Annotated in this window: 31 protein-coding genes and 1 pseudogene; 14 read left to right on the top strand and 18 right to left on the bottom strand. The window is 63.0% G+C overall.

Annotated elements, in window-relative coordinates; translation table 11 throughout:
- Positions 1-145: 145 nt before the first annotated feature.
- From AC1DYC_RS01290 to AC1DYC_RS01275, 4 genes are all read left to right on the top strand, one after another.
- Complete coding sequence (locus tag AC1DYC_RS01290) at positions 146-1027, top strand: metal ABC transporter solute-binding protein, Zn/Mn family (RefSeq protein WP_477403295.1); 882 nt, start codon at positions 146-148, stop codon at positions 1025-1027.
- A 42-nt stretch (positions 1028-1069) separates the two neighbouring features.
- Positions 1070-1864 carry a metal ABC transporter ATP-binding protein gene (locus AC1DYC_RS01285; protein ID WP_477403293.1) on the top strand — a complete coding sequence of 265 codons (795 nt, stop codon included), beginning with the start codon at positions 1070-1072 and terminating at the stop codon, positions 1862-1864.
- Positions 1848-2678: a metal ABC transporter permease gene (locus AC1DYC_RS01280; RefSeq protein ID WP_477403291.1), complete on the top strand. Its 831-nt coding sequence runs from the start codon at positions 1848-1850 to the stop codon at positions 2676-2678. The genes AC1DYC_RS01285 and AC1DYC_RS01280 overlap by 17 nt, the downstream gene beginning before the upstream one ends.
- Before the next feature lie 760 nt (positions 2679-3438).
- Positions 3439-4509 (top strand): sensor histidine kinase, encoded by a 1071-nt coding sequence (locus AC1DYC_RS01275; protein WP_477403289.1) that lies wholly within the window; start codon positions 3439-3441, stop codon positions 4507-4509.
- A 15-nt stretch (positions 4510-4524) separates the two neighbouring features.
- Here the strand turns inward: AC1DYC_RS01275 and AC1DYC_RS01270 are convergent, their stop codons facing one another.
- The 4 genes from AC1DYC_RS01270 to AC1DYC_RS01255 form a co-directional block, all read right to left on the bottom strand.
- Entirely contained in the window at positions 4525-4782 is a 258-nt protein-coding gene (locus AC1DYC_RS01270; protein ID WP_477403287.1) for a hypothetical protein, read from the bottom strand.
- A gap of 186 nt (positions 4783-4968) precedes the next feature.
- The gene (locus tag AC1DYC_RS01265) at positions 4969-5451 is read right to left on the bottom strand and encodes a pyridoxamine 5'-phosphate oxidase family protein (RefSeq protein ID WP_477403285.1); all 483 of its coding nucleotides are present in this window, start codon (positions 5449-5451) and stop codon (positions 4969-4971) included.
- A 48-nt stretch (positions 5452-5499) separates the two neighbouring features.
- A complete protein-coding gene (locus tag AC1DYC_RS01260; protein ID WP_477311040.1) occupies positions 5500-5673 on the bottom strand; it encodes a hypothetical protein in 174 nt (57 codons plus the stop codon).
- 166 nt (positions 5674-5839) lie between these two features.
- Positions 5840-6193 carry a cupin domain-containing protein gene (locus AC1DYC_RS01255; RefSeq protein WP_477403283.1) on the bottom strand — a complete coding sequence of 118 codons (354 nt, stop codon included), beginning with the start codon at positions 6191-6193 and terminating at the stop codon, positions 5840-5842.
- A gap of 400 nt (positions 6194-6593) precedes the next feature.
- Here AC1DYC_RS01255 and AC1DYC_RS01250 point away from each other — a divergent pair, with 400 nt between their 5' ends.
- Positions 6594-8534 (top strand): acyltransferase family protein, encoded by a 1941-nt coding sequence (locus AC1DYC_RS01250; protein ID WP_477403281.1) that lies wholly within the window; start codon positions 6594-6596, stop codon positions 8532-8534.
- Positions 8535-8725: 191 nt separating this feature from the next.
- On the opposite strand, the gene AC1DYC_RS01245 is transcribed toward AC1DYC_RS01250, so the two are convergent.
- The 3 genes from AC1DYC_RS01245 to AC1DYC_RS01235 form a co-directional block, all read right to left on the bottom strand.
- Complete coding sequence (locus tag AC1DYC_RS01245) at positions 8726-9607, bottom strand: transglutaminase family protein (RefSeq protein ID WP_477403279.1); 882 nt, start codon at positions 9605-9607, stop codon at positions 8726-8728.
- Between the two features lie 172 nt (positions 9608-9779).
- A complete protein-coding gene (locus AC1DYC_RS01240; RefSeq protein WP_477403277.1) occupies positions 9780-10424 on the bottom strand; it encodes a peroxiredoxin-like family protein in 645 nt (214 codons plus the stop codon).
- Positions 10425-10618: 194 nt separating this feature from the next.
- Positions 10619-11485 carry an ATP-grasp domain-containing protein gene (locus AC1DYC_RS01235; protein ID WP_477403275.1) on the bottom strand — a complete coding sequence of 289 codons (867 nt, stop codon included), beginning with the start codon at positions 11483-11485 and terminating at the stop codon, positions 10619-10621.
- A gap of 182 nt (positions 11486-11667) precedes the next feature.
- Here AC1DYC_RS01235 and AC1DYC_RS01230 point away from each other — a divergent pair, with 182 nt between their 5' ends.
- Both AC1DYC_RS01230 and AC1DYC_RS01225 read left to right on the top strand, forming a co-directional pair.
- Positions 11668-12948 (top strand): DUF763 domain-containing protein, encoded by a 1281-nt coding sequence (locus AC1DYC_RS01230; RefSeq protein WP_477403273.1) that lies wholly within the window; start codon positions 11668-11670, stop codon positions 12946-12948.
- A gap of 252 nt (positions 12949-13200) precedes the next feature.
- Positions 13201-13521 (top strand): hypothetical protein, encoded by a 321-nt coding sequence (locus AC1DYC_RS01225; RefSeq protein WP_477403271.1) that lies wholly within the window; start codon positions 13201-13203, stop codon positions 13519-13521.
- A gap of 69 nt (positions 13522-13590) precedes the next feature.
- Here the strand turns inward: AC1DYC_RS01225 and AC1DYC_RS01220 are convergent, their stop codons facing one another.
- From AC1DYC_RS01220 to AC1DYC_RS01210, 3 genes are all read right to left on the bottom strand, one after another.
- The gene (locus AC1DYC_RS01220) at positions 13591-14187 is read right to left on the bottom strand and encodes a DUF6456 domain-containing protein (RefSeq protein WP_477403269.1); all 597 of its coding nucleotides are present in this window, start codon (positions 14185-14187) and stop codon (positions 13591-13593) included.
- A 304-nt stretch (positions 14188-14491) separates the two neighbouring features.
- Positions 14492-15199, bottom strand: coding sequence for a GcrA cell cycle regulator (locus AC1DYC_RS01215; RefSeq protein WP_477403267.1), 708 nt, complete (start codon positions 15197-15199; stop codon positions 14492-14494).
- An 84-nt stretch (positions 15200-15283) separates the two neighbouring features.
- Positions 15284-15649 (bottom strand): hypothetical protein, encoded by a 366-nt coding sequence (locus AC1DYC_RS01210; protein ID WP_477403265.1) that lies wholly within the window; start codon positions 15647-15649, stop codon positions 15284-15286.
- 80 nt (positions 15650-15729) lie between these two features.
- Here AC1DYC_RS01210 and AC1DYC_RS01205 point away from each other — a divergent pair, with 80 nt between their 5' ends.
- Both AC1DYC_RS01205 and AC1DYC_RS01200 read left to right on the top strand, forming a co-directional pair.
- The gene (locus AC1DYC_RS01205) at positions 15730-16392 is read left to right on the top strand and encodes a LexA family transcriptional regulator (protein ID WP_455859542.1); all 663 of its coding nucleotides are present in this window, start codon (positions 15730-15732) and stop codon (positions 16390-16392) included.
- 78 nt (positions 16393-16470) lie between these two features.
- Complete coding sequence (locus AC1DYC_RS01200) at positions 16471-17583, top strand: tetratricopeptide repeat protein (RefSeq protein ID WP_477403263.1); 1113 nt, start codon at positions 16471-16473, stop codon at positions 17581-17583.
- Positions 17584-17673: 90 nt separating this feature from the next.
- Here AC1DYC_RS01200 and AC1DYC_RS01195 read toward each other — a convergent pair.
- Positions 17674-18180: pseudogene (locus AC1DYC_RS01195) on the bottom strand (ABC transporter substrate-binding protein); the annotation flags it as partial.
- A 97-nt stretch (positions 18181-18277) separates the two neighbouring features.
- Between AC1DYC_RS01195 and AC1DYC_RS01190 the strand changes: the two are divergent.
- Positions 18278-18646: a hypothetical protein gene (locus tag AC1DYC_RS01190; protein ID WP_477403261.1), complete on the top strand. Its 369-nt coding sequence runs from the start codon at positions 18278-18280 to the stop codon at positions 18644-18646.
- Between the two features lie 133 nt (positions 18647-18779).
- Here AC1DYC_RS01190 and AC1DYC_RS01185 read toward each other — a convergent pair whose 3' ends face one another.
- The 3 genes from AC1DYC_RS01185 to AC1DYC_RS01175 all read right to left on the bottom strand — a co-directional run bounded on the left by AC1DYC_RS01185 (position 18780) and on the right by AC1DYC_RS01175 (position 19734).
- Complete coding sequence (locus AC1DYC_RS01185; protein ID WP_477403259.1) at positions 18780-19019, bottom strand: DUF2934 domain-containing protein; 240 nt, start codon at positions 19017-19019, stop codon at positions 18780-18782.
- 87 nt (positions 19020-19106) lie between these two features.
- On the bottom strand, positions 19107-19310 hold the full coding sequence (locus AC1DYC_RS01180) for a hypothetical protein (RefSeq protein ID WP_477310315.1): 204 nt from the start codon (positions 19308-19310) through the stop codon (positions 19107-19109).
- 94 nt (positions 19311-19404) lie between these two features.
- A complete protein-coding gene (locus tag AC1DYC_RS01175) occupies positions 19405-19734 on the bottom strand; it encodes a DUF1236 domain-containing protein (protein ID WP_477403257.1) in 330 nt (109 codons plus the stop codon).
- Between the two features lie 212 nt (positions 19735-19946).
- Here AC1DYC_RS01175 and AC1DYC_RS01170 point away from each other — a divergent pair, with 212 nt between their 5' ends.
- Entirely contained in the window at positions 19947-20249 is a 303-nt protein-coding gene (locus AC1DYC_RS01170; protein WP_477403255.1) for a DUF982 domain-containing protein, read from the top strand.
- Between the two features lie 15 nt (positions 20250-20264).
- Here AC1DYC_RS01170 and AC1DYC_RS01165 read toward each other — a convergent pair whose 3' ends face one another.
- Complete coding sequence (locus AC1DYC_RS01165; RefSeq protein ID WP_477403253.1) at positions 20265-20564, bottom strand: hypothetical protein; 300 nt, start codon at positions 20562-20564, stop codon at positions 20265-20267.
- A gap of 188 nt (positions 20565-20752) precedes the next feature.
- On the opposite strand from AC1DYC_RS01165, the gene AC1DYC_RS01160 reads away from it, so the two are divergent.
- From AC1DYC_RS01160 to AC1DYC_RS01150, 3 genes are all read left to right on the top strand, one after another.
- Entirely contained in the window at positions 20753-21025 is a 273-nt protein-coding gene (locus AC1DYC_RS01160; protein WP_477403251.1) for a hypothetical protein, read from the top strand.
- Between the two features lie 95 nt (positions 21026-21120).
- Positions 21121-21405, top strand: a complete 285-nt coding sequence (locus AC1DYC_RS01155) for a PRC-barrel domain containing protein (protein ID WP_477403250.1) — start codon at positions 21121-21123, stop codon at positions 21403-21405.
- Between the two features lie 99 nt (positions 21406-21504).
- A complete protein-coding gene (locus tag AC1DYC_RS01150; protein WP_142870100.1) occupies positions 21505-21654 on the top strand; it encodes a hypothetical protein in 150 nt (49 codons plus the stop codon).
- 140 nt (positions 21655-21794) lie between these two features.
- Here AC1DYC_RS01150 and AC1DYC_RS01145 read toward each other — a convergent pair whose 3' ends face one another.
- From AC1DYC_RS01145 to AC1DYC_RS01135, 3 genes are all read right to left on the bottom strand, one after another.
- Positions 21795-22016 carry a hypothetical protein gene (locus AC1DYC_RS01145; protein WP_477310325.1) on the bottom strand — a complete coding sequence of 74 codons (222 nt, stop codon included), beginning with the start codon at positions 22014-22016 and terminating at the stop codon, positions 21795-21797.
- A 275-nt stretch (positions 22017-22291) separates the two neighbouring features.
- A complete protein-coding gene (locus AC1DYC_RS01140; RefSeq protein WP_477310327.1) occupies positions 22292-22699 on the bottom strand; it encodes a hypothetical protein in 408 nt (135 codons plus the stop codon).
- Positions 22700-22893: 194 nt separating this feature from the next.
- The gene (locus AC1DYC_RS01135) at positions 22894-23643 is read right to left on the bottom strand and encodes a hypothetical protein (RefSeq protein WP_477403248.1); all 750 of its coding nucleotides are present in this window, start codon (positions 23641-23643) and stop codon (positions 22894-22896) included.
- Between the last annotated feature and the right edge of the window lie 74 nt (positions 23644-23717).

Raw genomic sequence — 23717 nt, 5'->3', positions numbered from 1 at the left:
GTGCGTGCTGAAAAACTTCGCCGCTCAAAAAGCCCATTGACATCGGCCGTATTTCCGACGCAAACGTTATATTGTTACTGTTATACAGTTACACGGCACGAACAGCGCTCCGGCACGTGCCTTCCCGACTGCAAGGAGACCAAGGATGCGCCCCATTCCCTTTCTCGCCGCGCTGCTCGTCGCAGTGCCGCTGCTCACCGGCACGGCTGCCCGCGCCGAAGACAAGCTGACCATCGTGGCGGCCGAGAATTTCTATGGCGACCTCGCCCGCCAGATCGGCGGCAGCAACGTCACCGTCACCAGCATCCTGGCCAATCCTGACGACGATCCGCATCTGTTCGAAACCAGCCCTTCGACGGCGCGCACCATCGCCGACGCCAAGATCATCATCTACAACGGCGCCGACTACGATCCGTGGATGGACAAGCTGCTGTCGGCCTCGACCAGCAAGGACCGCACGACCATCATCGCCGCCGACCTGATCGGCAAGAAGTCGGGCGACAATCCGCATCTGTGGTACAACCCGGCGACCCTGCCGGCCATCGCCAAGACACTGACCGCCGATCTTGCCAGGCGCGATCCCGCCAATGCCGTGCATTACGAGGCCAACCTCAAGGCCTTCCAGACCTCGCTCGAGGCCATTGACAAGGAAATTGCCGACGTCAAGAAAACCTATGCCGGCACCGAGGTGACCGCCACCGAGCCTGTCTTCGGCTACATGGCGGAAGCGCTCGGCCTGAAGATGCTGAACTACGATTTCCAGGTGGCCTTGATGAACGATGCGGAGCCGAGCGCCACACAGGTAGCGGCGTTCGAGAACAGCCTGAAGGACGGCTCGGCCAAGATCCTGTTCTACAATTCGCAGGTGACCGACGAGGCAACGACACGGTTGCTCGACATCGCAAAACAGAACAAGGTCACCGTCATCGGCGTCACCGAGACCGAACCGGCGGGACAGACGATTCAGACTTGGTTCGGCGGCCAGATCGACGCCGTCCAGAAGGCGCTCGCAGCCCGCACGCAATGAATGTGACTGCCAATGAACGTGACTGCCATTAAACGTGACTGAATGAACGCAATTGAATTCGACAAGGTCACCCTGACCTATGGGGGACGCCGGGTTTTGTCCGACGTCTCCTTTTCGATTCCGCAAGGCGCGTTTGTCGGCCTGCTCGGCGCCAATGGCGCCGGCAAGACGACGATGCTGCGCGCTATCCTCGGCCTGATCAAGCCGGCCGGCGGCGCCATCTCGGTGCTGGGCAAACCACCGACGCGCGGCAATGCCGACATCGGCTACATGCCGCAGGCGCGCCGCGCTCTCAACGATGTCGGCATTAGCGGCCTCGACTTCGTGCTCAGTGCCGCCGGCGGGCATCGCTGGGGCTGGCCGGTCCCGTCCAGCGCCGAGAAGGAAGCCGCGTGGAAGGCGCTGGAAGCAATCGGCGCCACCGACCTCGCGCGGCGGCCGCTGGCCGAGCTTTCCGGCGGCGAACGCCAGCGCATCCTGATCGCGCAATCGCTGATCGGCGACCCGCAGCTGCTTCTGCTCGACGAACCGCTGATCAGCCTCGATGCAGGCCACCAGCGCGCGATCATCGACCTGGTGCACGAGATCGGCGAGCGGCTCGGCATTGCGGTGCTGTTCTGCTCGCACGAGATCAATCCGCTGCTGCGGGCCGTCGACCGCGTGCTCTATCTCGGCAACGGCAAGGCCGCCATCGGCTCCGTCGACGAGGTCATCAGCGGCCCGGTGCTGTCGAAACTCTATGGCACGCACATCAATGTGGTGCGGGTTGCCGGCCGCATCTTCGTCATGGCCGACGATGTCGAACTGGAAAGCGGGGCGCATGTCCACGATCTTTGACTATGAGTTCATGCGCAACGCCTTCTATGCCTGCACCATTGTCGGCATCGTGTCCGGCGCGGTCGGCTATTTCCTCGTCCTCAGGGGCCAGACCTTTGCCGGCCATGCGCTGTCCCATGTCGGCTTTCCCGGCGCCACCGGCGCCGGCCTGATCGGCCTGTCGCCGTTTTTCGGCCTCACCGTGTTCACCATCGCCGCCGGCATTGGCATCGGCCTGCTCGGCGAGCGCGCGCATCGCGACGTCGCCATCGGCATCGTTTTGACGCTGTCGCTCGGCCTTGGCCTCTTGTTCCTGCATTTCTACACCGCCTTCGCCTCGCAGGCGACGAACGTGCTGTTCGGCAATGTGCTGGGCATCAGCCTGCGCACCGTCATCGTGCTGGCGGTGCTGGCGGTGGCGATCCTCATCGCTTTGGTGCTGATCGCCCGGCCGCTGCTGTTCGCCAGCCTGCAGCCGGAGCTTGCCGAAGCGCGCGGCGTGCCGATCACCCTGGTCTCGACCCTGTTCATGGTGCTGGTCGCCGTCGCCACCTCCGAGGCGGTGCAGATCGTCGGCGTGCTGCTGGTCTTCGCGCTGATGGTGGCGCCTGCCGCCACCGCGCTCAGGCTGACCAGCGGCGTCGCCGCCGGCGTTCTGGCCTCGATCGCGCTTGCCGTTGTCATTGCCTGGATCAGCCTGTCGCTCGCCTTCCTGACCGACTGGCCGACGAGCTTCTGGATCACGGCGCTGGGCGCCGCCGCCTACGTCATTAGCGGCATGGTCCGACGCTCCGCAGCGGCGCCAAAGGCCCGATTGGCCGATGGCAATCCCTGATTGCAATGCCGGTTGGCGGATCGGCCAGGGCGGCTAGCAAAGCCCAAAACGGACGTTGGGGAATTACACCCAAAAAAAGTCAGGTTGAAAACCAGCCTCCTGAAACGTTTCAGCCGGGAAAGGCAAATCGATTCAAGCGCCTAGATCGCGACCGGTGTGATGCCGGCGGTGCCGTTCCGGAGCCACAAGAAAGCCCGGAAAACCGCCACTTACAACGATTTTTGCCATCACGGATGGCCTCCGTGCAGTTGGCCGGAAAGCCAGCCGGATGCACAAAATCGACCTCCCGGCGCCCCTCTGGGTGGGCGTTGACAGACCGCGGGAGTGCGTGCGTATACAAGCCATGGGTCACGCCATGGCCGTGGCGGTTGAGACGGGGCTGGGGGGTTTCGTTACAACAGCAATGACGGCCCGGCGCCGGACGGGCGGCATGCACTCAGCAGAGTGCGCCGCTCGCTCTTGGCTAACGCGCCGGCGACCCGACAGCAGTCCTGGCCTGCGTTCTCTCGACCCAGGCACCGCAGAACGCCATCGTCTCAGCTTTTCGATCCGCATCGGTTCGAAGCGAACGAGGTGACGCCCCCTTAACCGATATTCGCTTCGCTACGTCCCTCTCTTCCCGACGGGATGAGAGGGACGCTGGCGACGGCGCAAGGCGGTGGGAGATCGACCACCTCGATTCAATTCGCGACTCCAACCCGGCAATGGTGTAATGAAAGCCTCAAGCGGAGGCGTTGCGCCTCCAGATCGGCTTTGCGCCTTGTTCCACCCCATCGCGAATATCGAGGATGCGCAGACGCTGGCGCAGGCGATCGTCAATACGATTGTCGAGCCCTTCCTCGTGCTAGACGAAAAGTTTCATGTGCTGGCGGCCAGCCGCTCCTTCTATCAGACCTTCAAGGTCGACCCCGAACAGACACATGGCGCCCTGCTTTATGCGCTCGGCGACGGCCAATGGGATATTCCCGCCCTGCGCGTGTTGCTGGAGACGATCATCCCCGAAAAGACCGCCATGGACGGCTTCGAGGTCGATTATGATTTCCCCAATATCGGCCGGCGCACGATGCTGCTCAACGCGCGCAAAGTCCTCTACGACCACAGTTCGGCCATCACCATCCTGCTTGCCTTCAACGACATAACGGCGCGCCGCGTCATCGAGAAGGAGAAAGCAGAGCTTCTCGGCCGTACCGAAGACCTGCTGCGACAGAAGGACGTGCTGCTGCGCGAGATGGAGCACCGGGTTGCCAACAGCCTGCAGATCATCGCCAGCATCCTGCTCCTGAAGGCGCGCTCGGTCACCTCCGAGGAAACCCGCCAGCACCTGAAGGATGCCCATCAGCGCGTGCTGTCGGTGGCCGAAGTGCAGCGTCATCTCCACACCTCGGCCGGCATCGACGAGATCGATGTCGACTCCTATCTGCCGAAACTGTGCAGCAGCCTAGCCTCGTCGATGGTCGGCGACGCCCAGCCGATCGCCGTCAAGGTCACCGCTCAAGGCGGCAGGATGGACTCGCAAAAGGCAGTCAGCCTCGGGCTGATCGTCACCGAACTGGTGCTCAACGCGATCAAATACGCCTTCCCCCGGGAGAAGGCTGCAGCGCTGATCCACGTCTCCTACGAGACCAATGGCAGCGACTGGAAGCTGACGGTCTCGGACAATGGCATCGGCAAGCCGGTCGGCGCCGCGCCGACTACCGGCCTGGGAACAGCCATCGTCGAAGCGCTGGTCAAGCAGCTTGAGGCAAGGGTGGATGTCATCAGCGACTCCAACGGCACTACCGTGTCGGTGACCAGGGCGACATTTACGTCGCGGATACCGCGCGCGGCTTAGCGTTGGCAACTAAATCTAGCCACGCGATCTGGGTTTAGGCTTGTCCGACGTATCCGATGGATTTGCCGACAGTCTGGCGGAACGCTGATCATTAAGCTGATCGTTAAGCTGATCATTAAGTCGCACCGCCTTCTTTTTCGCCTCGGCCGCAACCGTGCCAGTCAGCTTCGGCTTTGCTGCAAGCGCATAGTCGGCTCTATTCGTTCGGTAATCCGTGTGAATGGCCATTGTTTTTGATACTCCCTGATGGACATAAACGCGCTCGAGCGCCAAGACGTTCCAATCCTGCGATGGCTCGCCGGCGGCTGGTGCCCCATCGTCCTCTCCGGCAGTGGCCTAGAGCAATTCCAGGAAAAGTGTGATCGGTTTTCCCGGGAAAAGCGCGTAGCGCTTTCCCTTGGGAATTGCGTAAAAACAAAGAGATAGCGGTTCGCCGTTTCCGTGAAACGGTGAAACGCTCTAGCGAGACGCCTGCCGCCCCGACATCGTCTCGATCCTGATCTGGTAGAACAGATGGCTGCCCGAACCGGCCTGCTCGCCGGGTTTCAATGCTCCCGGCTCCCACCAATTGGCGTGCTTCTGCAGCAGCGACCAGGCAAATTCCCGGTCATGTTTGGACGCAGGGATCTGTTGATCTCTGGCGGGAATCGTGGCGTCGAGTGAAGGCGACTTGGGCAGGTCCTCGAACAGGCCGTCGACAACGACGCTCTTCCAGCCATGGACGCTGCCGACATCGTCGACCTGCAAGCAGACATGCGGGTTCTCCCGCATCCATTCGACCTTCTTGCCCGGCAGCGAGAAACTGAAGATGAAATTGTCGCCAAAGGCAAAATGGATCGGCACCACGTAGGGCCTGTTGTCCCGGACGCAGGCCAGGCGGCCGAGCCTGGCCGACTTCAGCATGGCGGTGCATTCCTGCTGCGTCATCTCCCTGATGTCCATCGTTCTTCCCGTCGATAATCGTGTGCGTTGAAATGTGTGCGTTAAAAATCAGGCCGCGAGATCGATGCGCCGGATGGCGCGTATCGCCTCCCCTTCGGCGACGCCGATCAGCGCATCAATGGCCTGGATGGTTTCAATCTGGCCGCGCGCAGCCACCGTCCTGCGCAAGGCGTGGAGGTCGTCGCGGATTTCGCAGAGTGTGGTCCGAACCGTGAGGGGCATGGGGCCGCCTTCCTGCGACACAACAGTCGAGGACGGTGATCGGTTCCACCGCAAGCGGAATGACGCGTTAATGTTCCGCAAGAAGCGTTTGTGCATCGTACTCCCGCCCTGCCGGAGCGATACGATGCAAGACGCGCACAACGTCCAGCCGTCGCCAACCGTCGGATCAGGCGACCTTGACGACGAAGTGCTTGGTCACTGGCTCGAGGATCTTCCACGTGCCCTTGAAATCAGCTTCGACCACAAAGGCATCGCCGGGGCCAACCTCGACAGGCTCGCCGCCATCCGGCGTGATGATTATGCGGCCTGCGATCATGTGTACGAACTCGTAATCGGTGTAGGTGGCATGATAAGTGCCGGGCGAGGCCCGCCAGGTGCCCGACATCACCTTGCCGTCGGCGGTGGTGTGCTGCACGGCGGTCTGCATGGTCGGTCTGCCCTCGACCACGACCCAGCCCGGCAGATCGCCGCCCTCGGCATGCTCGACGGCGCCGAATTTGAGGATGGTGGTGTTGGTCATGGGAGGCTCCGTTTGAACTGCATTGGCTGCCGGTTGGATAGCCGATGCGCATGACAGGAGCAACGCAAGGGCCGACCGCAAATGTCGGAGATTGGCGAAGGTAGCGATGAGAGCATCCTTCTCCCCGTTCACGGGGAGAAGATGGCGGCAGCCAGATGAGGGGCGGCGCGAACGCTCGTCATCCTGCCAATTCCGCAAGGGATAAATAGGGCGCAGGCCATAGTGGAACAGCGTCGGCGCTGCCCCTCATCCGCCTGCCGGCACCTTCTCCCCGTGAACGGGGAGAAGGAGAATCTCGACTTATGTTGCACTGCGTTAGATTTGTTGCATTGCGATATCGGCGCATGGGGCCGACCCTTTGCCAGGGTGGGTTTTAAACGAACTACACGAGGTTTCGATCGTGTCAGCATCGTTCCGGCCTGATATCGAAGGGTTGCGTGCACTGGCGGTGGCGGGCGTGGTCACCTTCCATTTCGGCCTCCGCGGACTGCCCGGCGGCTTCATAGGCGTCGACATCTTCTTCGTCATTTCGGGCTATCTGATCACCCGCCATCTGCTCGCCGAAATCGCCGAGACCGGGCGGCTGAACCTGTGGCGCTTCTATGCCAGGCGCGCCCGGCGGCTGTTGCCGGCGTCGCTGTTCGTCATTCTCGCCACGCTGGTGGCCGGCGCCTTCATCCTGTCGCCGGAGGAACAGTCGCTCTATTCCAGGGGCGCCATGTTCGCCTCGGCCTACATGATCAATCTGTGGCTGATCCGCTGGTCGTTCGATTATTTCGCGGCCGATGCGGCCAGCAACCCGTTTGTCCATTTCTGGTCGCTGTCGGTGGAGGAACAGTTTTATCTCGCCTGGCCGGCGCTGCTTGTGCTGGCGGCATGGCTGCGCCCGGGCAGGCGCGGCGCGATCCTGGTGGTCGGGCTGGCCGGGCTGGTGTCGTTCGCTGCCTGCGCGTGGCTCACCACGGTCTCGCAGCCCTGGGCCTTCTATTTCTCGCCGCTACGCGCCTGGGAATTCGCCGCCGGCGGGTTGGCGACCATGGTGCCGCAAAAAGTCTGGCAGGACCGCCCGCGGCTCACTGCGCCGATGGCATGGCTCGGCCTGGCGCTGATTGCCGGCGCCTATCTCAGCTTTAGCGAGGAAGCCCCCTTCCCCGGCTTCATGGCGTTGATGCCGGTGACTGGCACCCTGCTGTTGCTGCTGGCGGGAGCGGCCGGCGTCAGGAATGGCCCCAGTGCCGTCCTGGCGCTGCCGCCCCTGCAGTGGGTCGGCAAACTCTCCTACTCGCTCTATCTCTGGCACTGGCCGGTGATCGTCTACGCCGCGATGCTGGTGCCCGAGCTTTCGCCGCTGCAGCGGCTCGGCTGCATGGTGCTGACGCTGGCCCTGTCGCTGTTCACCTACCACTTCATCGAAAACCCGATCCGTCGCAACGGCTGGCTGATGGCCAATGCGGCGCGGGCGCTGGTGCCGGCCATCCTCCTAACCGGCACCGGCGTCGCAGCCGCGTATGCCAATGCCAGGCTGGTAGTCCACGATCTCGATCCGCAGCAGCGCAGCATTGCCATCAGCGCCGCGCAGCCTTCCACCGCACGTGCGGCCGGCTGTATTCTTTCCTATGAGACAGTGACGCCGAAGGCCTGCGTGTTCGGCAACAAGGACGCCGGGCGCTCGATTGCGCTGTTCGGCGATTCGCATGCCGACCACTGGTCGACGCCGCTGATCGAGGCGGCCGAGAAGAACGACACCAAGGTCGTCACCTGGCTCAAATCCGGCTGCCGCGCCTCGCGGCTGACGGTCTGGGCGACAAAGCTGAAGCGGAACTACACCGAATGCGATCAATGGCGCGCGCAATCGGTCCGGCAGATCATCGCCGCGCGGCCGAACCTGGTGGTGATCTCGGAGATCGCGCTGGCCAGCCTGGACAAGATGTCAGCCGGCATGCAGGCGCCCAAAAGCCAGGACGCCGACGGGCGCGCCGGCCTGCACGCGACGCTCACCGCGTTCAGCCGGGCCGGGCTGAAGGTTGCCGTCATCCGCGACGTGCCGTTCAACGACGATCATGTCGACACCTGCGTGGCGCGTGCGCTGTGGCGGGGCGACAAGCCGTCGCGGTGCGACCAGAAGCGCAGCGACGCCGCCAACGACGCTGCCGCCGCCATGGAGCGCAACATCGTGCGCGCCATTCCGGGCGCCAGCTACATCGACCTGACCAGCCAGTTCTGCAACGCCAAGACCTGCCACGTCGTCATCAACGGCAAGATCGCCTACCGCGACCAGCACCATCTGGCGACACCGTTTGCGGAGACGCTGGAGCCGGCGGTGGAGAAGGCGCTGTTTTAGGGGGTGAGATGAGAACAGCGGGGGCGCTGGCAGCCTGACCTTTCTGCATAAGAGAGAGGTCACATTGCTCCGATCCGTCCCCTCCCGGATCGAGCAAATGCGGGTGAGAGGTGCTCTCCAGGCTGGAACACCTCTCACCCGGCTCCAGCGTTGTCGGCGGCCGAACGCCAGGCCGGCCACGCCGAGGGAGCCTATGCGCCGGTTTCCTTCGTCACCTTCACCTCAACGGTCATCCCCAGGAAACTCGAGGCGGTGCCGGAGTAGCTTCCAGAAAGCGGTATGGCTTGTTGAGGATGCCTGGCCACGGCCACCCTGATCAAATCCCGGTTGCCGACAATGCCATTGGTGGGATCGAACTCGACCCAGCCGGCGCCAGGCAGGTAGACTTGGCACCAGGCATGCGTCGACCCTCCGCCGCGGATTTCGGTACTGTCGCGGCTCGGCACATAGACGTAGCCGGTCACGAAGCGGGCAGCAAAGCCGAGCGAGCGAACCGCCTCCATCATGAAAAGCGCAAAGTCCCGGCATGTGCCTTTGCGCATATGCAAGGTCATCAGCGGCGGCTGCGTCCCGGTTTCGACCCGCCGGGAATAGACGAAGCTCTCGTGGATGGCGTAGCAGAGCGTCATCAGCAATTTGCCGGTCTCGGTGTGTCCCGTGGCACTGACGAACTGTCGCGCCCATTTGCCGACCTCATCGCCGTCGTCGAGATGATGGCGCTCCATGGTCTGAGCGAGGTCGGCCGCCTCGTCGGGATCGTAGGAGAATGGATAAATCAGCGCGGTCTCATCGATGCGGAAATCGGGCGCATGCTGCGGCGTGTGATCGAGCCGGATGTCTGTGGCGAAACGGAGTTCCTTGGCCGAACCCTCGAAATCGATCACTGCAACGCAGTTGCCAAAAACGTCATGGATCCAGCCAACCGCCTTCGGTTCGGGGTCCACGGACAAAGCATGGTCCAGCAGCCGCTGATCGAAACTGTCGCGCGGCCGACACATCACCCGATGCTCGCCAAAGCTCACGGGCTGGCGATAGCGATAGACGGTCGTGTGCTTGACTGAAAAAATCGGCATCGGAGCTCGTCGGCAAATTGGCCTAGGGCGCGATCATATAGTGTTTTTCGACGTGCGTTCGATGGGTCATGTTTGGGGGCATGCGCGGAGTGTTTTCGCGCAGGCGACCTTCGCGCGATCGGATAGCGCAGGCGCCGTTCCTAAGGCGCGAACGTCAGCCTCTGACAGCCTGTTAATGTGCAACTTGGGAAGCCGCCGACATCAGTTCCTCGGGGTTCGGTGTCTTGAACGTAATATCGGGGCCATCCTCCAGACCTTCAGTGAAGCTCCAGCGTACAATGCCCCCTCGGTCGATTAGGAACTGACCGACAAGCAGCTCCTTAGCGGAAGCCATCATTTGCTGATCGGCTTCCGTAATCTCATACCCCTCCTTCTTGTTGAGAAACTCATCCATTGCCATGGGGTCCATAGGCTCGGGCAACTCGTCTGGGAGATGGATCCGGAGCCCCATGACCTTGTCCATTCCGACCTCGCGCAAGCCGAAAGCACGGTGTGAGGCCCGCTCTGGGTCGGACGCGGCGAGAAGATCGGGTGCCGGATGGTAACGGAAATAGAGCCGCGCCCGCTCGACCGGCGTATTGACCACCGCCAGGCATTCGACGCCTCTCTCACGCAGGGCCGGCTCGAGTTGCGCCATTGCCGCGACATTGCGCCGACAGAAGGCACAGTGCAGGCCTCGAAACAAACCGATCAACAACGGGCTTCGGCCTCGAAAATCGTCCAGCGCGATTTTGCCTTCGCGGGAGATCGCATCGAGCACAATATTCGGCGCCCGGTCGCCCGGCTGCAGTGGGCGGTCGACACTACTCGTGGACATGGACAACCTCCTCGCCCCGGATAAGCACACCCAGCGTTTCGGAGTTGAGCCCGTGCCGGGGCGCCAAGACAAAAATACTTTCGACCTCTGCCATTTTGCCGAGGTCGAGCTTGCGTGCACTGCAAGCGCATCATAACACGAAAAAGCATCTGCGGGTCGCCCGTCTCGAGTGCTGCGGTAAACGGCGGGTCGTCTCATCCGCGCCATGGGACAACACAACGCCCCATCATCCCCTCGAACCCATCAGCCAGATTCGCCGCCGCCTCCACCAGCATCGAGCGCACGCTTTTCGGGCGGCCGGGCGTCGGGTTGGCGTCGAGCAGCACTGGCTGGCCCTGGTGGATGACGAAGTCGAACTTGCCGTAGTCGAAGCCGAGTTTTTGGCGCAGAAGGCGCATCTCGTCGGGCACCGGCACCGGCTCGCGCCTTATCGTCTCGGAGGCTTTCACCACGGCGTTGGGCGAGACATAGCGCGCACAGCGTTCGCGCGTCCCGCAGAACACCCAGATACGGGTGCCGAAACCATCGGCGACGATTTCCGGCATGAATTTATCCACCACCAGATCGGGCCTTTCGAGAAGCTCTGGAGGCACGTCGCCGCGCGCGGCGAAAACCGCGTAGCGAGGCATTTCACGCGCACCTGGAAAAGGCATCGGGCGACCGTGGCGCGCGGCGCGCAGATTGAAACGCGCTTCGGGCAGGCCGTGGTGATTGAGATTGCTCTTGACGATGACCGGCCCGCTCCAGCCGTCACCGTCGCGCAGCAGCGCCTGGCTGATACGGCGCTTGGAAATGTCCGAGACAGCAAGGTTCAGACAGAACGGAAAGCGGGCGGCATAGTCGACATAGGCTTGCGGCACGATGGTGGCGTCGACATGCAGGATGGCGAGATCGGCATCGGGCGGTTGCGACAGGCCGCAAAGCCGCCTCACCCGGTGGCCGCGCCGCTCGAGCTCGGCCAGGATGTCGAACAGCATGTACGGGCTGTCGCGCCGGCGCAGCAGGCGCCATGGCGTCTGGAACCGGTCATATTCATGCGTGACCACAGCGATGTGCGCCACGTGTGCTCCCCCAGGCGGCGACGCGCATATTCAAATGGTTTTGGTGGGATCGCAAGGATGGGTGCCAGCCGGGACAGCCGAGCGAAAGCCGCTGCACCCACCACGCTTGCAAATCTCCACCCAAATGCCATCTAGATCTCAGGCGCGCAGCCGGTGCGCACCTGGCCACGGAGAACAAGACTTTGACGCAGCGAAGCGGCAGTGCGGACCTGCCGCTGCACGGCGGGCGGGTTCCGAAATGGCTGGGCGAGCGCATGACGCGGCTGGGCGCGGTTTTGTGCGAGGCGATCATCCATCACTATGGCCGCGACGAGCTGTTGCGGCGGCTGGCGCATCCGTTCTGGTTCCAGTCCTTCGGCGCCGTGATGGGCATGGACTGGCACTCCTCGGGCATCACCACCTCGGTTGTCGGCGCGCTGAAGCGCGGGCTGAACCCGATGTCGGGCGAGCTCGGCATCCATGTCTGCGGCGGGCGCGGCGCGCATTCGCGCAAGACGCCGCAAGAGCTGACCGCCATCGGCGAACGCGTCGGCATCGATGGCGCCGCACTCGCCACCGCCAGCCGCCTGGTCGCCAAGGTGGACAGCGCGGCCGTGCAGGATGGCTTCGACCTCTACCTGCACGGCTTCATCGTTACCGACGACAGCCGCTGGGTGGTGGTGCAACAAGGCATGAACGGCGACAGCCGCCAGGCGCGCCGCTACCACTGGCTGTCGGAAGGATTGACCAGCTTCGTCGACCAGCCGCATGCGGCGATCGAGGGCGAGGCCCAGGGCGAGATCGTCAACCTGACCGACCATCGCGCCGAGCCGTCGCGAACTGGACAGCTCGATTTGCTGAAGACCATGAGCCCGGAACGAATTCTGGACGAGCTTGCCGTGCTGGAGCCGCCGTCGAAAGCACCACCTGCGAAACCCGCGGCGCAACCGATGCTGCCCAATCTGGTGATGCCGGCGCATCACGACGTGCGCGAGAGCGACATCGTCATGCATCGGCTGCACGGCAACATTTCCGCCGCCATCGAAAGCGGGCCGGCCGATTTTCCCGAACTGCTGCTGGTGCCCGGCGTCGGCGCCCGCACCGTGCGGGCCCTGGCCATGGTGGCGGAAGTGGTGCATGGCGCGCCTTGCCGCTTCTCCGATCCGGCGCGCTTCTCGCTCGCCCATGGCGGCAAGGACCGGCACCCCTTTCCGGTGCCGCTGAAGGTCTATGACGAGACGATCGCGGTGCTGAAATCGGCCGTCGGCAAGGCAAAGCTCGGCCGCGAGGAAGAACTCGGCGCGCTGCAGCGGCTGGATGGCGAAGCGCGGCGGCTGGAGCGCTACGTCACCGGGCCGAGCTTGAAAGAGATCGTCGCCGGCGAGTTCGACCAGTCGCATCTGCTTGGCGGGCGCAGTGTGTTCGGGTGGGAGAAGGCGCCGGAGGTTGGCGAGGCGGCGAAGTTGGAGAAGAAAGGCGGGTAGAGCAGTTTCAGAGATTGATTCACTGAACCGCCCCAAGTGCCTGTTTCTATACGTTCTCTTGCTGGTTCAGATGCCGGGTTGGTGGCTGGGGTGGCGAACGGATCAAAAAAGGGAGGATGATGGCTACAGGCGGTGACGCTGGCTTACCCTCATCCCGCAATGCTCGCGCAAGGTTGTTCACATCTTGCAAAACTATGGAACGAGGTCGCGCCCCGGGGGTTATATTAGGTCAACCTTGAACAGGAGGCAGCCATGAGAAAGCTCCTGCTTGCTTCGATTATCGCCATCTCCGCAGCGGCAGCGATGATTGCCCCGGCGAATGCCGGCGGGCGCGTCGTGATCGGCATCGGTAACGGCTACTATGACGATTACTACAACGACGGATATCGCGATTACTACGGCGACCGCTACGCTCCTCGGCCCTATTATCAGTATGATACCTACGATAACAGCTACAGGTATCACCGGTACCACAGGTACCACAGGCATCATCGCCGCTGCCACATAGAGTTGGTCAAGCATTGGCGCCATCATCACAGGATCGTTGAGGAAATCCGCGTTTGCGAACGGTGATCCTGATCGCGTGAACCGGTCCGGCCGGGATCTGCCGGCCGGCCGCTTTGCCCTTGGCGGACTGTCGCCTTACCCCGCCTTCCGCCCCATCATCCCATAATGCACCGCGAGCAGATCGAGCCCGACCTTCAGCAGCTTCACCACCACGTCGCGGCCCTCGCCGATGCGCTCGGCGAGCGACTTCACCGACTGGCCTTCGAGGCAGATCTGGCGCACCGCGTCGGCCACTTCCCAATGCGCCAATGCGGCACGAGCGCCGGCATGGGCGCGGCCGGCGTTAAGCACGCGGTCGGGGATACCGCCATTGATGCGGCCGCCGTCGACGCGTTCTTCCCACGGCATCGGCCGCAGCCCCTCGCGCGAAGCACGCTCGAAATCGTCGCGAAAGCGTTGGCCGGCCTCGCGCTGCTGGCGCGTCAGCGAGGTGATGCCGACGAGCGGATCGACATTGCGCAGCCGCACGACGCCGCCGGTCGCGGTGTACCCGCCATTGGAAACCTCGTAGACGCGCCGCGCTTCCTCGGTGCCGGTGCTGAGCCGCTTGCGGCCGAAGCGATCATCCTTCAACGCGAAATCATGACCGATCTCGCGGCGTATGCGCACCTGCTCGGCCTCGTCTCTGGGGACCTTTGGCGGCTTGGCTTTCTGCGCGATTTTCTTGCTCATCGGGTGATCCTTGTGGGGGTTGTTGCCTTCGCAAGACTTGGGTTCCTCGCCCCACGGAGTGGGGAGAGGTGGCTCGGCGAAGCCGAGACGGAGAGGGGCAGCGCGGCGGTTGTGAATTCTTCAATGAACTTGGAGTGAAGGGCATCATCCCTCACCGGTTTTGGCTTCGCGAATGGCGTCCCCCTCTCCGTCTCGGCTTCGCCGAGCCACCTCTCCCCCGCGTTACGGGGGCGAGGAACCCAAGTTCTGCGAGGTCGTCTCAGAACCGCAGTTCACCGGCGCTTGCGCGTTGAAAAGCCGCCGCTCACACCACCTCAGCCACCGGCCGATGGAAACGCGCCTGATGATATCCGCAGTAGCTTTTCAGCGCCCTTGTGCGCAGACCGCAGCACAGCATCTCCAGCCCCGGTCGGCTGCCGGGCGCGTCTTTCTCCGGGTCTTCCTCCAATGTCAGGTCGAGCGGCGCGCGGCAGCGGTTGAACAGGCAGTCGATGAAACGCATGGCGGCGACATGCGGCTGGCGCCCGATGGTGGCGGGGCGCGGTGCCGGCAGCTTGAAGCGGTAGATCTCGCCATCCACCACCAGCCGTCCCTCGGCCTGGATCGAGCGTACTGGCCGGATCGGTGACAGCGGCTTGGCCGGTGCCTGCGTTGCCGGCTTGGTGGCTGGTCTGACCGCTTCCGCCGGCTTCGAAACTCCGGCCGGCCTTGCGGGCTTTCCCGGTTGATTCTTCGCGGCCGTGTCATGGGCTGTATTTTCATTGGCTGCGAGCGGTCTTGCTGCGCTCTTCCCCGCATTCTTCCTGGGTCTCCCACCGGATCGGCCACCCTTGGGATTGGCGAAGCCGATGGTCTTCAGGCCGGCGTTGCGGTGGACGATGCCGATGATGGCGTTGCGCGAGACCGGGCTGCCACGCAGCGCCGTAAAGCGGACAGCGATACAGGTGGCCGACAGACCATCCCTGAGCCAGACGGCAATCTCCTGCAATTCGGTCTCGGTATAGGCAGTCATGTCGGGATCCATTGATTTGCGCGCAAAGGCAGGCGCTCGGCCTGAGGGCCAAGGCAAAGGTTCAGAGCGTCGGGTTCGGTGTTGTCAGGCGGTGCGGGCCGCCGGCAAGGAGCCGGCGAGATGCCGCAATGCGGCTTCCGCTGCCGCCTTGGTGAGGGCGGAAACCGCCCTGCCCGTCAGCCGGTCGAACAGGATGACGGTGCCGTCTTCAGTACGGATGCAGGAGAGGCCCTGTCCGCTGGTTGCCGCCGCTGGCGAGCCGGCGGCATGAGGCGAAGAGGCGGCCGGAGCCGGGAGAGGAACGGCTCCGGCCGTTCCGGTCGACAGGGGGAGTTCGACCGGAGCCGGGGCAAAAGCCCCGGTTTGCGTCCGGACCGGGGAGGAGGACAGCCCGGACGATTGGAGAAAGCTGACGATGCCTGCGGAAACGCTTGCGGTTTGTTCGATCATGCGCTAAGCGTACGATATGTACGAAACGTACGCAAGCGAAATCGTACGTATTGGACGATAAATTTCAGGCAATTTGTACGATGCAGGAACCGAGGCACAGATTGCAGCAGGCACGGGCGGAGGCGGGTTATGCCTCGCCGAGCGACGCCGCGCGGGCATTGCGCGACATCAACAAGAACACGCTGATCAGCCACGAGAACGGCAACCGGCCGCTGTCGCGCAAGGCGGCGGAGAAATATGGCCGCCTGTTCGGTGTCGATCCCGGCTGGCTCTTGTTCAATGGCGAGGGCGGCAGCCTTTCAGGCGGCCATTTCGGCTTCGACGAGGCGGGCCGGCAGATCCCGATGCCGTCGCTGGCCACCGTCGACGTGCCCATCGTCTCGTGGATCAGCGCCGGCGAACTCGGCAGCCAGGACATGGTGGTCAATCTCAGCGACTATCCGACCATCCCCACCACCGATCTCGAGCAGGGCCAGTGGATCGCGCTGCGCGTCGACGGCCCGTCGATGAACAAGATCTCGCCGCCGGATTCGATCATCTTCGTCAATCTGCGCGACAAGCGGCTGGTGACCAATGGCTGCTACGTCATTTCGGACGAAAGCGGCCAGGCCACCTACAAGCGCTACCGCCCCAACGAGAACCCGCCCTTCCAGCCGGCCTCCTACATGGACATCCCGCCCCCGGCGCTCGAAGGCGCCATCACCATCATCGGCCGGGTGAAGCGCTCGATGATCGATATGTGAGGGGCTACAGCCGCGGCACCGCTTTGCCTTCGGCCTCGAAATCTGAACGTTGCTCTTTCTCGACGCCGCAATTTCTGCTTGCATGGCAAGCAGCCGTCGGTGTCGGCCGAGGTCAATGGTTTTCGGGGGAGAACCGGCGAAATGACGAACCGGGAAGGCGGGGGCGAAAGCCGGCTGATACGGCTGGTGCGAAAATGGCGCCTGCCGCTGTTGCTGCTGCTGACCGGCCTCGTCGCGGTGGACGTCCGCGGCGCGATGTGGATCGCCGCCAATCTCACCTATGCGGCCTGCATCGGCAATGCGGCCAACCCCAGCCGGCGGATCGAAGCCTGCACGCAAATCATCGATAACCAGGCCGACGCTCCTGACAGGCGTGCGACAGCCTACTTCAAGCGCGCCTACGCCTGGTCCATGGAAGGTGATCTCGACCGCGCCATCGCCGATAGCGACCAGGCGATAGGCCTCAATCCTGAATACGCATCTGCTTACTATAACCGAGGCTACGACTGGGCCACGAAAGGCGATTACGACCGGGCCATTGCCGATTATGGTCAGGCGATCGCCTTCGACCCGAAAAGCAGCCCTGCCTACAACAACCGAGGCCTTGCCTGGTCGTACAAGGGCGACAATGGCCGGGCCATCGCGGATTACAACCTGGCGATCATCGCCGATCCCAAGAACGCATCCGCATACCTCAACCGGGGCGGCGCATGGGCGGCGGAGGGCGCCTTCGATCACGCCATCGCCGACTACAACCGGGCCTTTGCCCTCGATCCGACACTCATCGGGGTCTATGAAAACCGTGGCCTGAGCTGGGGCGGCAAAGGCGACTACAACCGCGCCATCGCCGATTTCAACGTGGCTATCGGCCTCGATCCGAAACGCGCCTACGCCTACTACGGCCGGGGTCTAGCCTGGTCAAACAAGGGCGACGACGACCGCGCCATCGCCGACTACGACAAGGCCGTGGACCTCGACCCGAAGTTGGCCGATGCCTACTACGCGCTGGGCCTCGCCTGGGCGCACAAGGGCGACCACGACCAGGCCATCGTCGACTACGACCAGGCAATCGCGCTCAATCAGAAATCCGCCGATTTCTACAACGCCCGAAGCGCCTCCTGGAAGGCGAAGGGGAACCGCGAACGCGCCGAGGCCGACCGGAAGACGGCGGCAAGCCTCGGCGGGAAGTAGGTGCCAGAAAGGAAGGTCGCGTTCCTTCGCACCCCCCTCTGGCCTACCGGCCATCTCCCCCGCAAGGGGGGAGATCAGCAGTTCGAGCCCTTACGCCAGAAACTCGTTCGTGAAATACGCTCCAAAATCCGGTCGCTCCTTCAGCGCCTTGCCGTCGGCGTCGAGCAATATGCCGGCGTTGAAGAGATAATCTCCCATCGCCTCGATCTTGGCCTTGTCGATTGTGCCGATAACGCCGGCCTCGCTTCTGAGGAAGTGCCCCTCGACCAGCATCTTCAGCGAGGCGTGGATCAGCGCCGGGTCGGTCAGCGCGTCCTTGTTGGACGCGATCAGCAGGTCGCCGGCTTCTTGCGGATGATCGACGGCAAACTGATAGCCGCGCCGCGTCGCCTCGACGAAGGCCGACGCCGCTTTCGGGTTTGCCTGGAGATAGGCATCGCTTGAGGCAATGACGGTGGTATGCTCGTCGGGCACACCATAATCGGCATAGCGGAAGCCGCGTTGCCTGATGCCCTTCAATTCGGCATCGACGCCTTCCCAGGTCGAGACCTCCAGCGTGAAGTCGACAGAGCCGTTGGCCAGCGCCTCATAGGCCGCCTCGTTTCGGAAGTTCAACTCGTTCAAATTGTACGAACAATCACTTGACTGTACTTCGTACATAAAGTACGATTGTCGTTTCACCGAGGGGACTTTCTTGAGCACAGCGAGCCATTCCGCTTTTGCCGATCTCTCCCGCCCGCTGCCGTCACCTCCCCTGCTGTCGCCCCCGCCCTTGTCGCTCGACCAGCGCGAACGCGTTGCCGGAGCCTGGCGCATGGCCAGCCAGGACATCGCCGACGACATTTTCATCCGCCAGTATCTGAAGGTGATTGCCGAGAAGGACGAGAGGTTGTCGACCGGCGCGCTCGTTCACAGCCGCGCCTATGTCGAGGCCTGCGCCAGCTGGCTGCCGCAGACGGTGGCGCGCTATCTGCGGCACCTGCGCCAGATCACCGAATGCGAGATGACGATGACAGAAGCCGGCATCCGCTTTGCGCTGTCGAGTTATGCCTGGGAGGCATGAGGGCGGTTCGCCCTGTCGTCAACACAACGAATTGCGCTGCCTGTTGCCGGCGCAATTCGTCAGGTTGAGAGGCTTGGGCGCGCCTGAACGGCGGGTGCCAGGGACGGCTCCGCCGCGCGAGTTCAGCCTTGCCCTATTTCGACTTGGCCTTGCCGGACTTTGCGGCCGCCGGCTTTGCTGCCTTTGGCTTGGCGGCAGCTTTGACGGGCTTGGCGTCGGCCTTCTTGGCCGCCTTTTTCGGCTTGGCGGCCGCGCCGTCGATTTCGGCCGTGGCCTGTTCCCAATGCTCCTGATGCGCGCCTTCCGGCCGGCCAGCCCGTTCCCAGATCTCGTGTGCCCGCTGGCGAATGCGGTCCTGTCTGTCGTCCGTCACTTAAGCCTCCGTGGTTGGGTCCGATCGGTTGGTCCAGATTCCACGAAAACCTTAGCCGAAATTTGAGCCGGCGTCTTGAGTGTGCTTTCAATGCGGATCGGAAACGACCGCGACGCCGAGCAGCGCCGCTTTCTTGGTGATCAGCGCGGCCAGGTCGGCATCCGAACGATCCGTGCCGGTGCGTTCCCGCAGCAGATCGATCGCTTCCTTCATCGACAACAGCGCGGTGCTGCGCTCAGCCAACAGCTTGTCGCAACACGCCGCCACATTGGTCTCAACATGCGGCAACATGGCAATGCTCCTTTCGTCATTCGGCCCTGCCGCCCTTGTTGAGAAGAACGACAGGGCCGTATCACCGATGAATGGTTAGGTCGGTTGTCGAGCGTTACTCGACCACCTCGACAATCCGGCGCGTGCTGGGATCGACCAACACTGTATGGTTGTCGACAACAGCGTATCTGTACTGAACGTCAGGAACCTCCTGCAGCTCGACAGTGTCGGGCAAGGCGGAGCCGACATTCAGCTCGACGCCGAGGAGATTGATCGAGGCAAGCGGATGTTTCTTCACGTATTGGTGCACGACCGTGCGCTGTTCGGGGGTGATGATCACCTGCTGCTGCGCCGGCTGCGTGACGATGACTTCGTCGGCGGCGGCAACGCCTAGGCCAGCGATCATGGCGAGCCCGGCGACGGCGGGAATAAGGACGGTTTTCATCTTCGTCTCCTGTCGTTGTTGGCGAGCTCCGCCGTGTTCCCGCACGAGGCGAAAACAGCACAAATCGAGATGGCGGGCTCCTGGAGGCAAACGCCTCCGGTACGGTCTTGTTCCGTAAGTGGAGACTAATTGATCGGCCCGACCAGCCATTGTTGCCGGAACCGCACCGGCATGATTCGCATTGAAGGACGATCCCTCAGGAGACCTTCAAAATGGACGATATGCGGCTGCAAAATCCGGTGGCGATTGCCGTCGGCGCCGGCTTCAAACGCGACATCGCGACGCTGGCCGAGATGCAGAATTTTCTTCAGGAATGGCCGCACGCCAGGCGGGGCAAGATTTACGAAACGGCGCTGAGGGCCTGCGAAATGGCCCGGGCCGGACACTTGACCAAGGACCAGGCGCGGCGGGCTTTCGCAGCCTTTGCCGAGGCGACCGGCATTGCCTGGACCGGCATTGATCCGGTCACGGCGCTACGGCTGGCCAAGGCAGGAACTGGCCGGCCCACACTGTAGGGACCTCAAACGAAATCATTGCTTCGGTGGCTGCACAGGCACCTCGCCGGGCTTGATCACCGGCGTCTTGCCCTGATCCGGCGGCGGCTGCGTCATGCCCTGGTCACCGCTGGGCGGCGGCTGCAGGACGCCGTCGCAGGAACCGAGCTTGTCGGCCGAATTACCATTGCCGTCATCGGTGGGGGGCGGCTGCTGGCCGCCATCCTGGGGCTGCGCCTGGCAAGGCGCGGGAGGGGAGCCCTCGCCGCTGTCTTGCGCGGCGGCAGCGCCGGCAAGTGCCAGCAGCGCGCACGGCAAGAAAACAAAGATCTTCATGATCCGGTCTCCGGTCTGGAATCGTCTTCTTTTGGCAAATGCAGCCCAGCAGCAATTGGTTCCCCAAGTGGTCCCTCACGTGGTCCTCCCAAAGTGGTTTCCGAGCAAGGTGGACCGGTTTCGGGAACCTGCTTGCCGGCGGCGAGTTCCACCTTCTCGACGCAAGGCACCAACCCAGGGAGAAAATTATGGACCCGCGTAGAAAACCAAGCGACGAAGTGGAAGCCCCGACGCCACACCAGCAGGACTGGGCTGCGTTGCGTGGCGCAAGGATCCTGCCCGACGGGGCAGACGACGAGAGCCTGCCGGACACCACCGGTGTCGAGAAGGAAGGCGACCTGCCCGAGGAAGATGATGACAACCCCTATCAGGACAGCGACGAAGCCTTGCCCGACGATGCCGAGGAAGCCGCCATTGGTCGCGACCCCGCGAGGCGCGGTGGCCCTTTCGACGAGGTGTAGGCTCGAAGCAGTCTACGCGGACTTTGGTGGTGTTTGCCGGAACTCTTCGTCTGTTCGCTGGTTAGGAAATCATCCAACCCCGAAGGAGACCAGACATGGATCACACCAATCACGCACGACTTGCCAGCACGGAATTGACGCCTGAGATACTCGAAGGCGCGACCATCTATGGCCCCGACGATGAGAAGATCGGTTCGGTCGATCATCTGCATGGCAGCGAGGTTGTCATCGACGTCGGCGGCTTCCTTGGCATCGGCGCCAAGCCGGTTGCGGTCGCCACCAGCCAGCTGGATTTCATGCGCGACGATGACGGCGACGTCCACGCCGTCACCAGCTGGACCAAGGACCAGCTCAAGGCGATGCCGGAGCATCGCGACTGATATTTCGAAGGGTCCGGCTGCGGCCGGGCCTTCGTTCGTCACGCCAGTGCGCCCTGGCGGCTTGGCTTCAGCGGCGCTCTGGTGATCACGGAGAGACCGATGATCAGAAAACTCAAATCAGGGAAATATCGCCTCTATTCGCGCAAGGTCGATGAAAAGACCGGACGGCGACGCAACCTCGGCACCTTCGACAGCCGCGAGGCGGCCGAGAAACACGAACGCGAAGTCCAGTATTTCAAGCGCCATTGAGATCGCTCATCCGGCCTCTTCAAGCGCGCACAAGCAATCGCCCGACGCTGAGCGCGCGCGTGCGCGCTCCGACGGCGGCCGGCGAGCCGGCGCCCGGCAACCGCCGGCGCTTGAGTGCCGACGGGCGCGCGACCGGACCTTTAGTTCGAAGCGGGATCGCCCAGCGCCTCGGTGACGAAGGACGCCGCGATCAGGTCGTCGGCATCGATGCGTAGGGACCCTTCGCTACCCCCCATAATGGCCGCGACCTTTTGGAAGGTCTGCATCTCGTATTCGGTAATCCTAGCGTTTCGCATCCTGGCTTTCAGATCGGCGATGCGTCTGCCCAGTGAGGCGGACGTTCCGATTTCTCTTTTCGACATTGTGTAGTGCTCCTCCCCCAACCCATGCCTGGTTTTGCCCTCTGCCCGCTTGGCTGTACCCATGACTGCCTATTTATAAGGCAGCACGAATACAGTCGCGGCAACGCGCAGTATTGGGGAAGGTTCCAGCGTAAAATGGTCACGAAATAATACGGGAGGGCCGGCGGCCCGAGGCGGCGACACGCGCCCGCAACCACCGGCTGCGGCCAACGGGCCGACCTACCCCCGTCGCTGTTGGCGACGAGGGCCGGACTGCGATCGCCTATGCGAACAAGTCAGCGAGTGGCCGACGGTACGGCTGCGGCAGAACGCGCCGTTTCGGGCGAGAAGACCACGAAAGCAAAGACCAGAACGGCAGCGGCGACGATGAGCGAGCCGCCGGCAACCACAGGTTCGAGCGCCGGGTTTCCCTGCAACATCACGTAGAGGGCCGGCAGCATGATCACCAAGCCAATCGTGTAGAGCCAGTAGTGGATCATGGCGATGCGGCGCGCCGCCTTTTGTGGATTGAGCGCGTAGTAGCCGCCGAAGATGGCGCTCGTCACCCAGCCCAGCAGGTTGATATGCGCATGCGCCGGGAAAGCGCTGTGCTCGCCGGAGATGGCCATCTGCAAGCCGGCCGCAATCCCCAATATGAGGAACACGATGGCGGTTTTGAAAAAAAGTTCTGAAACCCTAGGCATGTCGTTTCTCCCCCGATGCCGTTTACCCAAGCATTGCAGAGGCTACATCCGCGGGTGAAGATTTTCCATGCCATACTTGGGGTTAGTAACGCTTTTCCCTTGATATTGGCAGTTCCCTCGTGCCGTCAAAAAAGCCGCCGGGGCGAACCCCAGCGGCTTGGTCATTCGATTGGCCGTTTTAACCGCGATCGGCTTTACGGCGTTGCCGGAGGAGCCAGCGTGGCGGCCATCTGGTCGATCTTCTCGGCAAGCACGCCGTTGGCCCAGTCGGTGACCTCGGCGTCGACCGGCTTGTTGGCCATATCGGCGAGTGCGTCATCGAGCGATGGGATGTCGGCGGCAGCTTGGACGGCCGCAGCCTTGGCATCCAGTGCCGCCTGAGTGGCGTCATCCACCGCGGCCTGCGCGGCATCGAGATCGACCTGGGTCGGGACCTCGTCGGGCGGGGTAAGCGGGTCAGCCGCTTTCGCTTTTAGCGCTTCGAGCGCGGCCTGGGCGTCGAGGACCGCCTGATCAGCGGCTACGACCGCGGCTTGAGCGTTCTTGGCTACTGCCGACTGCGTCACAAAAGCCTGGATGCCAGCGAACTTCTTGCTCTTGGAGTTCAAATAGGCGTTGATGTTGCGTTGAAGCGAGTTCAGCCGGCCAAGCTTGGCGTGGATGTTCTTTTCCTTGGGCGTCGCGGCGACTTCGACGTCATCGACAGCCTGGTCGTCGGTCGAAGCTTTCTTGCCGGCATGAGCCGCTGCCGACTTGCCATGCGACGCGCTGTTGCCGGATTTGCCGCTGTTGCCGGATTGGCCGTTATTGCCGTTGCCGCCGCCATTGCCACCACCATGGCCGTGGCCACCACCGTTGCCGTTACCACCAGCACCGGCCAAGGCCGGAGAGGCCAGGAGTGCAAACGCGGCAACCGCCGCCAAAAGAGTTTTTCGGGATGTCATGATACCTCCTCGAGGGGATAGCCACCTCCGCCGACTCGGCTATAGCAGCGTCATATGAGAATTTGCTAATTCGA

Source organism: Mesorhizobium sp. P2_E7, assembly GCF_056403855.1.
The sequence above is the reverse complement of the archived record's forward strand: the minus strand, read 5'-3'. Positions and strand labels throughout refer to the sequence as shown.